At 37.5% G+C, this 13511-nt stretch carries 15 protein-coding genes; 10 read left to right on the top strand and 5 right to left on the bottom strand.

What is annotated here, in order from left to right; genetic code table 11:
* On the bottom strand, window positions 1-707 hold a 707-nt coding region (locus GVX98_RS10345; protein WP_159128030.1), incomplete at its 3' end, for a hypothetical protein.
* A 577-nt stretch (window positions 708-1284) separates the two neighbouring features.
* Between GVX98_RS10345 and GVX98_RS10340 the strand changes: the two genes are divergently transcribed.
* Window positions 1285-2154 (top strand): inovirus-type Gp2 protein, encoded by an 870-nt coding sequence (locus GVX98_RS10340; RefSeq protein WP_078426627.1) that lies wholly within the window; start codon window positions 1285-1287, stop codon window positions 2152-2154.
* 102 nt (window positions 2155-2256) lie between these two features.
* Window positions 2257-2562 carry a hypothetical protein gene (locus GVX98_RS10335; RefSeq protein WP_159128029.1) on the top strand — a complete coding sequence of 102 codons (306 nt, stop codon included), beginning with the start codon at window positions 2257-2259 and terminating at the stop codon, window positions 2560-2562.
* A 151-nt stretch (window positions 2563-2713) separates the two neighbouring features.
* Here the strand turns inward: GVX98_RS10335 and GVX98_RS10330 are convergent, their stop codons facing one another.
* From GVX98_RS10330 to GVX98_RS16945, 4 genes are all read right to left on the bottom strand, one after another.
* Window positions 2714-3151 carry a hypothetical protein gene (locus tag GVX98_RS10330; RefSeq protein WP_228716292.1) on the bottom strand — a complete coding sequence of 146 codons (438 nt, stop codon included), beginning with the start codon at window positions 3149-3151 and terminating at the stop codon, window positions 2714-2716.
* A gap of 121 nt (window positions 3152-3272) precedes the next feature.
* Entirely contained in the window at window positions 3273-3497 is a 225-nt protein-coding gene (locus GVX98_RS10325; RefSeq protein WP_087011428.1) for a hypothetical protein, read from the bottom strand.
* Window positions 3494-3625: a hypothetical protein gene (locus GVX98_RS16995; RefSeq protein WP_264754345.1), complete on the bottom strand. Its 132-nt coding sequence runs from the start codon at window positions 3623-3625 to the stop codon at window positions 3494-3496. The genes GVX98_RS10325 and GVX98_RS16995 overlap by 4 nt, the downstream gene beginning before the upstream one ends.
* 3 nt (window positions 3626-3628) lie before the next feature.
* Window positions 3629-3886, bottom strand: coding sequence for a hypothetical protein (locus GVX98_RS16945; protein ID WP_159153111.1), 258 nt, complete (start codon window positions 3884-3886; stop codon window positions 3629-3631).
* 638 nt (window positions 3887-4524) lie between these two features.
* Between GVX98_RS16945 and GVX98_RS10320 the strand changes: the two genes are divergently transcribed.
* From GVX98_RS10320 to GVX98_RS10285, 8 genes are all read left to right on the top strand, one after another.
* Window positions 4525-5136, top strand: coding sequence for a DUF805 domain-containing protein (locus GVX98_RS10320; protein ID WP_078426624.1), 612 nt, complete (start codon window positions 4525-4527; stop codon window positions 5134-5136).
* A 213-nt stretch (window positions 5137-5349) separates the two neighbouring features.
* Window positions 5350-6396, top strand: a complete 1047-nt coding sequence (locus GVX98_RS10315) for a DUF932 domain-containing protein (protein ID WP_078426623.1) — start codon at window positions 5350-5352, stop codon at window positions 6394-6396.
* Window positions 6397-6539: 143 nt separating this feature from the next.
* On the top strand, window positions 6540-7583 hold the full coding sequence (locus GVX98_RS10310) for a YqaJ viral recombinase family protein (RefSeq protein ID WP_159128027.1): 1044 nt from the start codon (window positions 6540-6542) through the stop codon (window positions 7581-7583).
* A 118-nt stretch (window positions 7584-7701) separates the two neighbouring features.
* Window positions 7702-8631, top strand: coding sequence for a hydrolase or metal-binding protein (locus GVX98_RS10305; protein WP_159128026.1), 930 nt, complete (start codon window positions 7702-7704; stop codon window positions 8629-8631).
* Window positions 8632-8698: 67 nt separating this feature from the next.
* Entirely contained in the window at window positions 8699-8929 is a 231-nt protein-coding gene (locus GVX98_RS10300) for an AlpA family transcriptional regulator (protein WP_078426620.1), read from the top strand.
* Between the two features lie 281 nt (window positions 8930-9210).
* Window positions 9211-9444, top strand: a complete 234-nt coding sequence (locus GVX98_RS10295; protein ID WP_159128025.1) for a hypothetical protein — start codon at window positions 9211-9213, stop codon at window positions 9442-9444.
* 233 nt (window positions 9445-9677) lie between these two features.
* A complete protein-coding gene (locus GVX98_RS10290; protein ID WP_159128024.1) occupies window positions 9678-12131 on the top strand; it encodes a type I restriction-modification system subunit M in 2454 nt (817 codons plus the stop codon).
* 2 nt (window positions 12132-12133) lie between these two features.
* Window positions 12134-13483 (top strand): restriction endonuclease subunit S, encoded by a 1350-nt coding sequence (locus tag GVX98_RS10285; RefSeq protein WP_159128023.1) that lies wholly within the window; start codon window positions 12134-12136, stop codon window positions 13481-13483.
* Window positions 13484-13511: the final 28 nt, after the last annotated feature.

Here is a 13511-nt window from a genome sequence, read left to right as displayed (position 1 = left end):
GTTATTAACAGTTGGTAATGGTTTTTATTTGTCGGTATGTAATTTATATATTTAAAAAAACAATCAACTCTTTTTAAATATAAGTATGCCCAACTTAGGAAAGTTTCATCTTGGAATTTTTTTGAACAGTTTTTTTCTTTTATTAAAATCTCATTATTGAAATACTCAATAGCATTTTCGAGTTTTCGATCTTTCCTATATGTGTTGAGATCGTTTGTAAAATACCAGTGTGCAAGATAGAGATATATTTGTTTCTCATATTTAAAATTAAAAGAACCTTTCTTATCAGTTTCTACATAATTGAATACGAACATACATAATCTTTGATTTTTTTTGATGTCAGTGAGTATTTTTGAGAATGTATTGTTCTTATTGTTAATTTTTTCTAGAAAATTCTCGATATTTTCTTTTGATTTTAAGTTTTTTATTAAGTTAATTAGATTATTTTTAATTTCATCGAAACTAGAAAAGTGTTTTAAATCATTAAGCTTAGTATGGTTTTTTTTTGGGCCATGTTTAATGTCTTCTTTAAAGCGAAGAAATTCTATAGAAATCCAAATAAGATCTTCATCACGATATTTTCCTAGGGTTGCCTTAATCGATTTCGTCAACTCTTCGTCTGGTATTTCATCAACAGTTTTTGCAACGTCCTCATCCTGAATATCTAGATCCTTAACTTCGGGAATATCTAACTCAAAACCTGGCATTTATATCTCCTTATGTAGCAAATCTTGTAGTATTTTTAGAGTAATTATACATAAATTTTCATAGTGTTTTAAGCATTTTAAAGTTTGAATGAGTTCATATTCAATAGTAGTTTATGGATAAAATTGATCTTTTTTTATTAAAATTTCTTCGTAATTCCTGATTAATAGGAAGTTTCTTGTACACTTTGAAGTGCATGAGGACGTGATAACGGAACTACTCAGTTTTAGAGGGTAGGATGAAACTACAAAATTCATGAATTACAGTAAATATTCTTGAATGCTTATTTTCAGAAAGAGTTAAATGTGTTGGACGAAAAAATGGGGCTTTAAAATCCAAGAACTATATAATCTAATAGAATTTAAGCCATGTGTTTTTAATTTTTGATTTTGTGCGGATAAAAATTGCTTCAATTTAATTAGTTTTTTAAAATTTTTGATATGGTGGTCTTAGGTTTTTGGGTTGTTTATTTTGGTGGTTATTAATATTATTTATATTTATCCTTTTAATCTATTTTCTTAATGGTAAATAATTACAGAAGAGTTCCTTTTATGTTTTAAACCATCAAAAGGGATACTCATGTGTCATACTGTAAATGAATCAAAGATCTTGATTGAAATTGAAAATTTTGTTGAAAATGTCTCTGTCACGAAACGTAAGCCGCATAATTTTTATAATCAGTTAACAGAACTGCTTGTTCAGTTAAATCAAATTTATAATCCTGATTATTCTTATGTACCTGCAATAGAGGCTATGATCGAGCTGTTGTTGGATTTAGACGAGTATTTAGATGATCCTGAATGCTTATATGAGCGCTTAATAAGAATCTCTTTTGAAGATATTCAGCGTGATTTTAAGCGGCACTACCGTGGACAAAAACGTCAACTACGTGATCATCGTCATAGTGAGTCAGAAAATACCAAGACACTTGTTGATCGTATGCAAGAAATCAGCGATAAATATTCACGGATTTTAGTGGTCCGTGTTGATTTAGCTTATCCGCTCAAATTTCAAGATCAGATTGGTATCTTGGATTTTAAGGATGATATGGATGTACTACGCACTCGACTTCGTGATCAGGATACAGTTTTTAAAAAATTGATTGCATACGCATGGGCATTAGAGCAGGGAGCGGACAAAGGCTATCATTGTCATTTGCTCTTAGTTTATAAGGGGAGTGACTATCGCAATGCATATTGGATTGCTGATCAAGTTGGAAAGCTTTGGAGTGATATTACAGAGGGTTTAGGTTGTCATTTTAACTGTCACACAGCAGCGTATCTTAAGCAGTTCTCAGATCGAAACCGTTTAGGCATCGGGATGATTCATCGTAAAAACTTAGATGAAGTGAATAATATGTTGAATACCGTGAAGTATTTGGTACGCCCTGAAAAAGAATCGCAGCATCTAAGAGTGAAAACTAAAAAGCGTATGCGGACTTTCGGCTAACAGAAAAAAATACAGGCATACATTATCCACATGAAGATCATGTTTCAAATGATCAGGGGCTTATGAATATAGGCCTTTTTTAATTTTTCATTGGAGATGTAAATGATGCTTAAGCATTGTCCTTATTGCCAGTCTACTCGCGTACATCGAATGTTTATCTCTTATCCAGAGGAATCGCAATCTCACTTGAATCCTCAATCGTTATTTACTTCTGCATTTGGGCTACGTACACAAGTGCTTAAACAGCTCTGTAAAAGACCACCTTTTTCGCCATGGTTGTTGGGACTGGCTGAAATTTTACTGAAGGGCATGTATTTATATTGGATGGAAACTCGACGGGTTCATTCTGATTCGGGAATCGCCATTGGGTTTTATTGTGAACAATGCCAACGTAGCTTTAATCATTAAGTAAGACGGTTAATCTTTTAGGCAAATATAAAAGAATAGGTCGATGATTTCTCATTGACCTATCTTGAAACTCAGTACTGTCATAGTGAACGGTAAAGTAATCAAACTTCTTTTTTAGTTCAAAATTCAACAATGATTAATCTAAAAGAATTTATTTACAGCCACTATTTGAGGCTACAGCGTCTTGGGTGAAGGAGAAGCCATTGATTGGTAAATTTGAAATTGACTTAACATCATAGGCCTCACCAGTCGTTTCAAGAACAATGTTGAGTTTATTTTTTACCGCAGTCTTCGGTGTCATGGTATAGGTTGAGGCTTGACGTCCCTCATCAAAGTTGAAACAAGCATGCGTAAATTTGCTTGTTGCTGTTTTGATAGTATCTTTACCGAGATATACCGTTTTTCCATCGATATTGATCAAGTGTTTACTAGGTGAGGTGCTCAACTGATTGACGCTGAACTGAGCTAAACCTTGCTTTTGATAGTTAGCGTAGAGGCTTAGATTACCAATGGTCCAGTTACTGAATTGTGCTGTTCCTGATTCAGGCTGACCAAATTTCTGAATGAGTGTTGAGCGCGTATCATTCATGGTAACTTTCTTTCCATTGATGAGCATGTGATCAGCAGCAAAAAGAGAAGTGGTAAAAGTTGCGATTAATATTGTGATGATATGTTTCTTCATGATATTCCCAGATTTTAAATGTATTCAATTATTTTGAACGCAAAGCGAGGCTGCCAATAATTAACAGAAGCAAAATGGCACCAATAAATTTCCCTACAGAAGGGAACATGACAGCAGGCCAAATGACACCTTGTCCTAAGTGATAGGCAAATGATTTATAGCTGTATTGTCCCCAAAAGGATTGATATAGCGTGAAGAGTAGACCAATGATGAAATATCCACGGATCAACCAAGTCTTAATGGATGGGTTCATTTATTTCCCCCAAAAGCAAATTGAGCGAGTAAAAAAAACAGCCCGAATACAATCATCATTGCAATAAAGGGCAGGCCTAAGAAACAGATGACTGCAATGATGCAGATGATGCCAGCGAGTGTTCTCATGACTTACTCCTTCATGCATTGCAAACCACTTTGAAGTAGGTCGTATTGAAAGGCTTCACTTTGGTGAAGGGTGTAAAGATTGTTCTTGAGTTCATCCTCACCATATTTACTTTCAAGCTTCTTATAAGCACATTTACAGGCAGAACGTTCCATACCTGAGGATTGGCAGCCACTAATAAATTGCCGTTCAGATTTACTGATACAACCTGAGAATAAGAGTACTGAGAAAATAGTGGATGTAATGAGTAACGAGGTTTTCATTTGTTCCCCCAAATTTGTTGTTCTGTTTTTCTGAAATAGAGCAATTCAGCCGATTGCATAAATAAAAGGCGAGCGTAACCATCCAAAGGACGGAACTGTCTTTAGCGCAAATTAAGCTGAAATAGGATCTATAAATTTAGGCCGAGGACCAAGGAATGGTATCAAAAGGCCTGAGAGCAAATGAGTGTGAGGGGTAATATTTATTTAGTCATGGTTATGACTCCTTAGGTATTTAAGAAGTTCTACCAAATTACTGCTAAATAATGGTGGCAGAACGAAAAGGGGTTAGCAGACTGAACCTAAGAATCAGCACACCCGAAGGTGTCCCCCTCCCGTTCTACCGCAAAGGGGAGCACGAGGTCACACACCAAAAGAAGAAATCTTTTAGTGCACTTAGGAAACGGTCTGCTAAAACCGACTGGCAATGTAGGCCAGCGATTGAATCATAATAGTTATAGTGACTTGCGCCAATTTAGGTTAGAAGTAGACATTGGATATATCGGCTGGAGTTCACGATTAATTTTTCTCAATCATGTACATAAATAGAATCAATATAATGAAGCTGGTTTTTATTAAATTTTTCTATTATCATTCGCATTTATAAATATAAATTATTTAATATCAATAGGAAATTTATAATGAAAGGTACATTGCTGGATTTTAATATACAGTTAAATGAGGGGGCGATTAGTGGGGAAGATGGTAAGCGTTATAGCTTCTTTGGTTCAGAATGGAAAGAGCAAGTAGCACCTGCCCGAGGCCAACAAGTTGATTTTGTTGTAAATGAATTGAATCAAGCAACGGCTATTTATCTTACTGCATATTCACAACACTCAAATGCATCACAGTTTATAGCGTCTAACAATGATCAAATCCAAGCAGAAGAAAATTATGGCTTCATTGATTGGTCAATGAAATGCTTAAAAAACTATGCGACCTTTTCGGGGCGTGCACGTAGAAAAGAATATTGGTATTTCTACTTATTTCAAATCGTACTGGGACTTGGGATCGGTGTAGTTTTAGGGATTGCTGGAATTAGTGATGATGGTATGGATGTTATATCAGGATTGCTTTCACTCGCGTTTTTACTTCCGACATTGGCTGTAGGTGCGCGTCGCTTGCATGATGTAAATCGTTCAGGTTGGTGGATGCTGATCGCTTTTACAATCATTGGATTGATTCCATTGTTTATTTGGTCTGTGTCAGAAACAAAACCAGAATCAAACAAATGGGGGCAACCTGCTAAATAAAGTGCTCAGAGTTTATCTTATGCCGAATACAATAAAAGAGCTGTGATCGTTTGGATTCAAAATAATTTCAGATATATATCATCTACATGAGAGATTATTCAGATCTTTAAATTTGCGTTAAATACTATTTTCTACCTGCTGATTCAGCAGGTTTTTTTATGTCCAAAATTTAGGTTTAAGCGAATTGATCTTCAATTTTAAAAGGAAACTATCATGGCACATCAACTCGAACAAATGGCTTATGTCGGCCAAACCCCTTGGCATAGTCTAGGTAACCAACTCAGCCAAAACCAACCCATTGAAGTCTGGGCACAGCAGGCAGGCATGGATTGGCGCATTGAATCATCCAACGTCAGCTATATGGCTAAGAATGATAGAGGGCAAAGCATTATCATGCCGTATGAAGAGCAACGGGTACTGTACCGTTCAGATACGCATGCACCTTTATCTGTGGTCAGCCAGCGTTATCAGGAAGTACAACCGAAACAGATTTTAGAGTTCTACCGTGATTTAACCGAGCAATCGGGCTTTGAGTTGGAAACCGCTGGGGTATTGAAAGGTGGGAAGAAGTTCTGGGCCTTGGCACGTACAGGACAAAGTACGGCTTTAAAAGGCAAGGATGTCAGTAATGGTTACATCCTCTTAGCCACCGCGTGTGATGGCACTCTTGCAACCACGGCGCAATTCACCAGTATCCGGGTGGTCTGTAACAATACCTTAGCGATTGCCTTAAAAGGTCAAAACTCTAGTGCAGGTGTGGTGAAAGTACCACACAGCACCAAGTTTGATGCGCAGAAGATCAAACAGCAACTCGGTATATCCGTCCGTACATGGGAGGATCACATGTATGAAATGAAACAACTCAGTCAACGTAAAGTCACACAGACTGAAGCAGCAGCGTATTTTGATGCCGTGTTTAACAACACTAGCCTAAGCAATGCAGAACAAGACGAGGGCATTATTCAGTTCTATCGTAATGTCGCCACCCAAGCCAACCACACAGCCAAAGCTGACAACAAGACTGAACCGAATGGACGCGCCATGTCTAAAGTCATGAGCATGTTTAATGGGCATGGACGTGGGGCAGAACTCAGTTCAGCCAAAGACACCGCTTATGGCTTGTTGTGCTCAATCACGGAATTTGCAGACCACGAGCGACGTGCCATGAGTCAGGATTATCGCTTAGATTCAGCATGGTTCGGTGCAGGCGCGGGCCTTAAGCAACGTGGACTCGAACAAGCACTCCGTCTAGTTGTTTAAGTTTCGATTCAGATTCAGTATTTAAGATCAGGACATGAGATCAATATGATTCTGTAAATCTCCCTAAGCCCAAACACCTTTTTGCCACATCTCCAGATGTGGCTTTTTTTATGCCCAAAATTTAACAATTACAGGAAATCGTTATGAACTCAGCCGTAATTCACCCAAGTCACACCAAAGCCAATCTCCATGCCGACCGTCCAAAACTGTTTACCGCAAAACGTTTCGTAGAGACTAAAAATATGACTCAAGCCGAATGGCTGGAAGTCAGACGCAAGGGCATTGGTAGCAGTGACTGTGCTGCTGCTTGTGGGCTCAATCCCTATATGTCGATGCTGGAACTATGGATGATTAAGACAGGTCGGATTCAACAAAGTATCGAAGAGGACAGTGAAGGACATGCACCCTTGTACTGGGGCAAGCAACTGGAACCTTTGGTTGCTGAATACTACAGCATGCATACCAATTACAAAGTGCGTCGAGTCAATGCCGTATTACAACACCCTGATCCAGACAAACACTTCATGCTGGCCAATCTGGATTACTCCGTGGTTGGCGATGCTGATGTACAAATACTGGAGTGTAAAACCGCAGGGGAATATGGGGCCAAACTGTGGCGAGATGGTGTACCGTTATATGTACTCTGTCAGGTACAGCATCAATTGGCAGTGACAGGCAAGAAAGCAGCGCATATTTGTGTCTTACTGTGTGGGCATGAAACCAAGATTTTTAAAGTGACACGCTCAGAGTCAGTGATTCAACACATTATCAATGCTGAACGTTACTTCTGGGAATGTGTGGAAAAGGATACCCCACCTGAAGCCGACGCCAGTGAATCGGCAGCCAAAGCCTTACAACTTTTGTATCCAGAACATGTACCACTCAGCGCCACGGATCTATCCGAGGATGAGCAAGCTAATCAACAGTTTGAGCAACTGCTTCAAGCTCGAAACCAAATTGAAAAGCATCAGGAGCAGTTCGATCTACTCAAACACCAACTCCAAGCCAAAATGCAACAGGCTGAACGTGCAACATTCACTAATGGTTCAGTGACATGGAAAAAGGCTAAAGACTCGGTCAGCTTGGATAGTAAGGCTTTACTTAAATTACATCCTGAGTATTTAAATCAGTTTCCACAAGCCAAGCAAGGGACACGGCGTTTTCAGATTTATGCCAATGGTGGATGAGTCCAATTTTATCCACACAAGCAATACGCGAAATACCAACAAGCAAGCTCATATCAGCCCATGCCCACAGCATGGGCTTTTTTATGCCTATTCAATTTATACAAAAGAGGAAATCCACATGATCAAAGGTTTAGCAATTACCCCACCGATACTCGGACGAATCAGTATTGGTAAGATGGTAGAAAAGAATGGTAAACATATCCCTGAAAAGGATGACCAATTTACCCTAACTTCCCAAATCCAAAATAAAGAGGGATGGGTGAAACATCCACTGGATGAACAACTCCGAGCCAAAGCGCCCAATCAAAAACTCCGTAGTATTCCAGTACGGATGATTTTTAATGATCCTGAACTCAATCTACGAGCAGAGTACAGTTTATTTGACCGTCAGACAGGACGCCCCGTGTGTGTAGGTAATGGTGAAACTTGCCAGCGACTGACTAATCAAGGGGTAGAACAACATCCCTGTCCATCGCCTGACCTATGCTCATTGGCACAAGGCGGGTTATGTAAGCCTTATGGTCGTCTGTATGTCAATTTAGATGAGTCAGACGAACTTGGCACATTCATCTTTAGAACTACGGGTTTTAACAGTATCCGTACCTTGGCAGCAAGACTGAGTTACTATCACGCAGCATCCAATGGCTTACTTTCATGCCTACCTTTGCAACTCACTTTAAGAGGCAAGAGCACCACACAAAGTTATCGTACGCCTGTGTATTACGTTGATTTAACACTACGTGAAGGTATTCATTTACAAGAGGCGATTCAAACCGCTAAGGATATTGATCAACAAACCAAAGCTTCAGGGTTTAATCAGTATGCTTTAGATCAGGTGGCAAGGCAGGGTTATGCGAATGCACGGTTTGAGGTGAATGTGGAAGAAGGGTTGGATTTGGTTGAGGAGTTCCATGTGGAAGAATCGTCTAAAGCTGAGCAACAGCCTATTGATTCGAATGCCAAGACTAAACCTAAGCTCAATCAGGATGATGGATTTGTACAGGATATACAGAAAGGGTTACAGGGTAGTGTAAGGGCAGTGAATTAGTTAATTTTTACAGACCTCCTGATTATTTGAGCAGTAACGCTCGCATTATTGATTTGGAGTAAATTTCATGAATGCGTTTGTTGGACAAACTTTTCAAATGAATCAACTGATTAGTATTAAAGAAGTCATTAAATTTGTCGGTGTAGGTAGATCGACAATATATGAGATGATGGATGAATATTCACCTTACTATGATCCGACTTTTCCCAAAAAAGTAAAAATTACACAAAACCGTATCGGCTGGTCAGCTTATGAAATTCATCAATGGATTGAAAGCAAGTTGGCGGAACGTGCATAAAACTGGGAGCTTAGGCTCCCTTATTTATATTAGCTCGTAGTTTGATAGGGAGAAATTATACTTACAAAATTCGATGCTTTTCATAATTAAAATTACATTTTAGATATATTTTTTTTCGATGAATTTTAATGAATTAGATCAAAAGTTTAGAGTGTTCTTTTTCTAAGGTATATTAATTTTTGTTTTTAGGTATTTGATTTATTTTAGTATTTTTTAATTTTGTATTGGGTAAAATTTGTTCTATAGTTTTGTGGTGGTCAATAACATGTTTGGAGTCGAAAATGTCTGGACAACCTGTACCCTTAGAGAAGCTATTTAAACAAATGGCTGAAACCATGCAAGCTGAACAAAATAAATTTGATCAAGCAGTTTATCAATCTGCATCACCAACTCAAAAAAAGAGAATGCTTCAAAATTGTTATGATAATGGTATAAAAGTGCCAGATATCTCAAAAAAGACGGGAGTACCAGAAAGTACTATTTATACAAAAATAAAAACAAGAGGTAAAAAATAGCGGTGATGAACTTTGAATTCATGAAATTAACTTTGACAAAATAAAAGCGACAAATATTTGTCGCTTTTATTTATTGGTCTTTTAGTTCGGCATATACCAGCTAGAAGACGAGTTTAACCATTGCTCAGTATGGATAGGTGAAATTTGAATTTTTGTTTAAAAATTAGACAGATATCATTTCTTATTTTCGCTATGATTCATTTCAATATTTAAACAAATGTATTTGGTCAGTCATGGCGATTAAAAAAACAGAACTCTATTCTTCTCTTTGGGCAAGTTGTGATGAACTGCGTGGTGGTATGGATGCGAGTCAATATAAAGACTATGTGCTTACCATGCTGTTTTTAAAATATATTTCTGACAAGTACAGTAATGATGATTTTGCCATTATTGAAATTCCTGAAGATGCAACATTCGATAAAATTAGTGATCTGAAAGGTAATAAAGAAATTGGTGATAAGCTGAATATTATCATCCGAAAAATTGCTGAAGCCAATAACCTGCGTGGTGTGATTGACGTTGCCGACTTTAATGACGAAGACAAGTTGGGTAAAGGCAAGGATATGATTGACCGATTAACCAAGTTGATCGGAATTTTTGAAGGTCTTAATTTAGCCGACAATCGTGCGGACGGTGATGACCTACTTGGTGATGCCTACGAATATTTAATGCGTCACTTTGCAACGGAGTCCGGTAAATCAAAAGGTCAATTCTATACTCCGGCGGAAGTGTCACGTGTTGTGGCAAAAGTTGTAGGAATTAAAAAAGAAACACCAAAAAATGCGACTGTTTATGACCCGACTTGTGGGTCTGGTTCTTTGCTGTTAAAAGCCTCGGATGAAGCCGAGAAAGGCTTAACCATCTACGGTCAAGAGATGGACAATGCTACATCTGCATTGGCACGTATGAACATGATTCTCCATGGTAATGTAGGCGAAGGTGCCAAAATTACGCAGGGCAATACTTTATCTTCACCTGAATATAAAGATGAAGCAGGTCAGCTCATGACCTTTGATTTTGCTGTTGCCAACCCACCATTCTCTAGCAAGAACTGGACCAATGGTTTAACACCAGATAATGACGAATTTGACCGTTTTGGGTGGGGTGTACCGCCTGAAAAAAATGGTGACTTTGCCTTTTTACTGCATATTTTAAAAAGTCTAAAAAGCAAAGGTAAAGCAGCAGTTATTTTGCCGCATGGTGTTTTATTCCGTGGCAATGCCGAAGCACGTATTCGTGAAAATCTGATTAAGCAAGGTTATATCAAAGGCATTATTGGTTTACCTGCTAACTTGTTCTATGGCACAGGTATTCCAGCATCGATTATTGTGATTGATAAAGCTGTGGCTAAGCCAATTCAGTTTAATGAAGATGATGAAGTGATCGATGGTCAAAGCATCTTTATGATTGATGCGAGTAAAGGCTTTATTAAAGATGGTAATAAAAATCGCTTACGCCATCAGGATATTCATAAAATTGTCGATGTCTTTACTAAAGAGTTAGTGCTTGAGGGCTATAGTCGTAAAGTTGATATCAAATTTATTGTTCAGAACAAATATAACTTAAATATTCCACGTTATATCGATTCAAGCGAAGCGGAAGATCTGCATGATCTAAGTGCACATTTAAAAGGTGGTATTCCAAAGCGTGATATTGATGCTCTGCAAAATTATTGGGACGTTTTACCAAGCATTCGTGCCAGCTTGTTTGAAAAAGACCGTGAGGGCTATGGTCGTTGTTTAGTGACTGCTAATGAAGTGAAGAAAACCATTTTAGAGCATGCTGAATTTAAGACCTTTGCAGTTGAAAGTCTAAAGCCATTTACAGCGTGGTTTGAACGTAGTGATTTTAAGGTCATCGAAAAAGATCAAAAGCCAAAAGACATCATGCTACGTGTAAGTGAGGACTTACTGCAAAGCTATGCGAATGTGAAGTTATTGTCTAAATACGACATCTATCAAATCTTTATGGAATATTGGGATGAGGTGTTATTGGATGATATTTCGGTCATTACTCAAGACGGTTGGCAAGGTGCGCAGGTTATTCGTAATTTAACCGCTGAGAAAGACAGTAAGTTAAAAGAAGTGCCGGACTTAGTCATTGCAAAAATTAAGTATAAAGCCGAGGTCATTCCACCGCATTTGATTGTGGCGAAGTATTTTGCAAAAGAGCAACAGGCATTAGATGCAAAACAAGCTGAGCTTGATATGGCAACACAAGAGCTAGAAAGCTTTATTGAAGAGCATACCGCAGATGAAGGTTTATTGCTTGAAGCACTGAATAATAAAGATAAAGTGACTTTGGCAACTGTAAAAGCGCGTTTAAAACTTGCTACTGATGTTGAAGAGCAAACCATTTTAAAACAGGCTCAAAAACAGTTTGAAGCAGAAGCGACTTTAAAGAAAAAAGTGAAAGAGCTACAAGAAGCTTTGGATCTGAAAGTATTTAACAAGTACCCGACTTTAACTGAAGATGAAGTGAAAGATTTGGTGGTGCAAGATAAATGGTTTGCGACTTTAAATAGCAGTATTGAAGCTGAGATTGAGCGTGTTACGCAGCAATTGGCGAATCGTGTTAAAGAGCTGAATGAGCGTTATGCAGAGCCTTTACCGCAAATTACCCAAAATGTTGAAGCTTTAAATTTAAAAGTGGCTGAGCATTTAAAAGCAATGGGTTTGGAGTGGTAACAATGACTCAGAATAAGCAAACGCTTTTAGATGAAAAACAAACTCCTGAAGGCTATAAAAAGACTGAATTTGGCAATATTCCAGCAGATTGGTCTGTCTTATGTTTAGGTGAATTAGGTAAATTCAAAAATGGCATTAATAAAGATGCTAACCAATTTGGTTTTGGTAAGCCCTTTGTAAATTTAATGGATGTCTTTGGTAAAATTTCTATTGATAAAACAGTTAGTTTTGAACTGATAAATTCAACTGAATTAGACAGAAAAGAGTATTCTTTGAATAGAGGTGATGTCTTATTTATCCGTTCATCTGTCAAACCTTCTGGGGTTGGATTAACTGCTGTAATCACTGATAATTTGTTAGAAACAGTATTTTCAGGGTTCTTAATAAGATTTCGTTCCGATGGAAATTTATTGGATCTAGGTTTTAAAAAATATTGTTTTAATGCAAATTACTTTAGAAAACAAGTTATTTCAAATAGTACTGTAAGCGCGAATACAAATATTAATCAAGAGGTGTTGAAGAAGCTGGAACTTATTTTTCCTAAAAAATTGGAAGAACAACAAAAAATAGCCACAGCCCTTTCTGATATTGATACTTTAATTTCTGAACTTGAAAAACTCATTGAGAAAAAGCAAGCGATTAAAACAGCCACCATGCAACAGCTTTTAACAGGTAAAACTCGTTTGCCAGAATTTGCGTTGCGTGAAGATGGTACGCCTAAGGGTTATAAAGATAGTGAGTTAGGTCAGATTCCTGAGGATTGGGAGATTTATCCTTTAAGAAGTTTATTAAAATCTCAGCCCAAATATGGAATAAATGCAGCGGCAACTGCACTATTGGGTAATTTACCAACATATATTCGTATTACAGATATTAATGAGGACGGGAAATTTAGCCCAACAGAGAAGGTGGGTGTAAATAGTCCTTTATCTGAAAATTATATTTTAGAAAGAGGCGATATTGTTTTAGCCCGTACAGGTGCCAGTGTTGGAAAGTCTTACTTGTATGATGAAGATGATGGCGAATTAATTTATGCAGGATTCTTAATCAAGATTTCTCCTGCTTCAAATTTATTATGCTCTAAGTACTTATCATTATATTTTCAAACTAAAGAATATTGGGATTGGATTGCAACTAACTCTATGAGAAGTGGACAGCCTGGAATAAATGGTAATCAATATGCAAATTTGAAAATTGCATTACCAGCAATCAATGAGCAATTAAAAATCAGTAGGATTTTTATAGATATTGATAAAGAGTTAGAGAAATTAAAAATAAAGTTGAATAAGGTGAGTTTACTTAAACAAGGCATGATGCAAGAGCTTTTAACAGGTAAAACTCGCTTGGTTTAAGGTTACGGTTAAAAAATATTTGGGGGTA

This window comes from Acinetobacter sp. 8I-beige (genome assembly GCF_902505955.1).
GTDB lineage: Bacteria > Pseudomonadota > Gammaproteobacteria > Pseudomonadales > Moraxellaceae > Acinetobacter > Acinetobacter johnsonii.
Note: the sequence above shows the minus strand (reverse complement) of the source record. Positions and strands in the feature narration are given on the sequence as shown.

Coding starts and splice junctions, on each gene's coding strand:
- GVX98_RS10320 (WP_078426624.1), top strand. CDS start 4,525: ATGAAAGGTACATTGCTGGATTTTAATATACAGTTAAATGAGGGGGCG.
- GVX98_RS10335 (WP_159128029.1), top strand. CDS start 2,257: ATGATGCTTAAGCATTGTCCTTATTGCCAGTCTACTCGCGTACATCGA.
- GVX98_RS10325 (WP_087011428.1), bottom strand. CDS start 3,497: ATGAACCCATCCATTAAGACTTGGTTGATCCGTGGATATTTCATCATT.
- GVX98_RS10290 (WP_159128024.1), top strand. CDS start 9,678: ATGGCGATTAAAAAAACAGAACTCTATTCTTCTCTTTGGGCAAGTTGT.
- GVX98_RS10305 (WP_159128026.1), top strand. CDS start 7,702: ATGATCAAAGGTTTAGCAATTACCCCACCGATACTCGGACGAATCAGT.
- GVX98_RS10330 (WP_228716292.1), bottom strand. CDS start 3,151: ATGAATGATACGCGCTCAACACTCATTCAGAAATTTGGTCAGCCTGAA.
- GVX98_RS16995 (WP_264754345.1), bottom strand. CDS start 3,625: ATGAGAACACTCGCTGGCATCATCTGCATCATTGCAGTCATCTGTTTC.
- GVX98_RS10315 (WP_078426623.1), top strand. CDS start 5,350: ATGGCACATCAACTCGAACAAATGGCTTATGTCGGCCAAACCCCTTGG.
- GVX98_RS10300 (WP_078426620.1), top strand. CDS start 8,699: ATGAATGCGTTTGTTGGACAAACTTTTCAAATGAATCAACTGATTAGT.
- GVX98_RS10340 (WP_078426627.1), top strand. CDS start 1,285: ATGTGTCATACTGTAAATGAATCAAAGATCTTGATTGAAATTGAAAAT.
- GVX98_RS10310 (WP_159128027.1), top strand. CDS start 6,540: ATGAACTCAGCCGTAATTCACCCAAGTCACACCAAAGCCAATCTCCAT.
- GVX98_RS10295 (WP_159128025.1), top strand. CDS start 9,211: ATGTCTGGACAACCTGTACCCTTAGAGAAGCTATTTAAACAAATGGCT.
- GVX98_RS10285 (WP_159128023.1), top strand. CDS start 12,134: ATGACTCAGAATAAGCAAACGCTTTTAGATGAAAAACAAACTCCTGAA.
- GVX98_RS16945 (WP_159153111.1), bottom strand. CDS start 3,886: ATGAAAACCTCGTTACTCATTACATCCACTATTTTCTCAGTACTCTTA.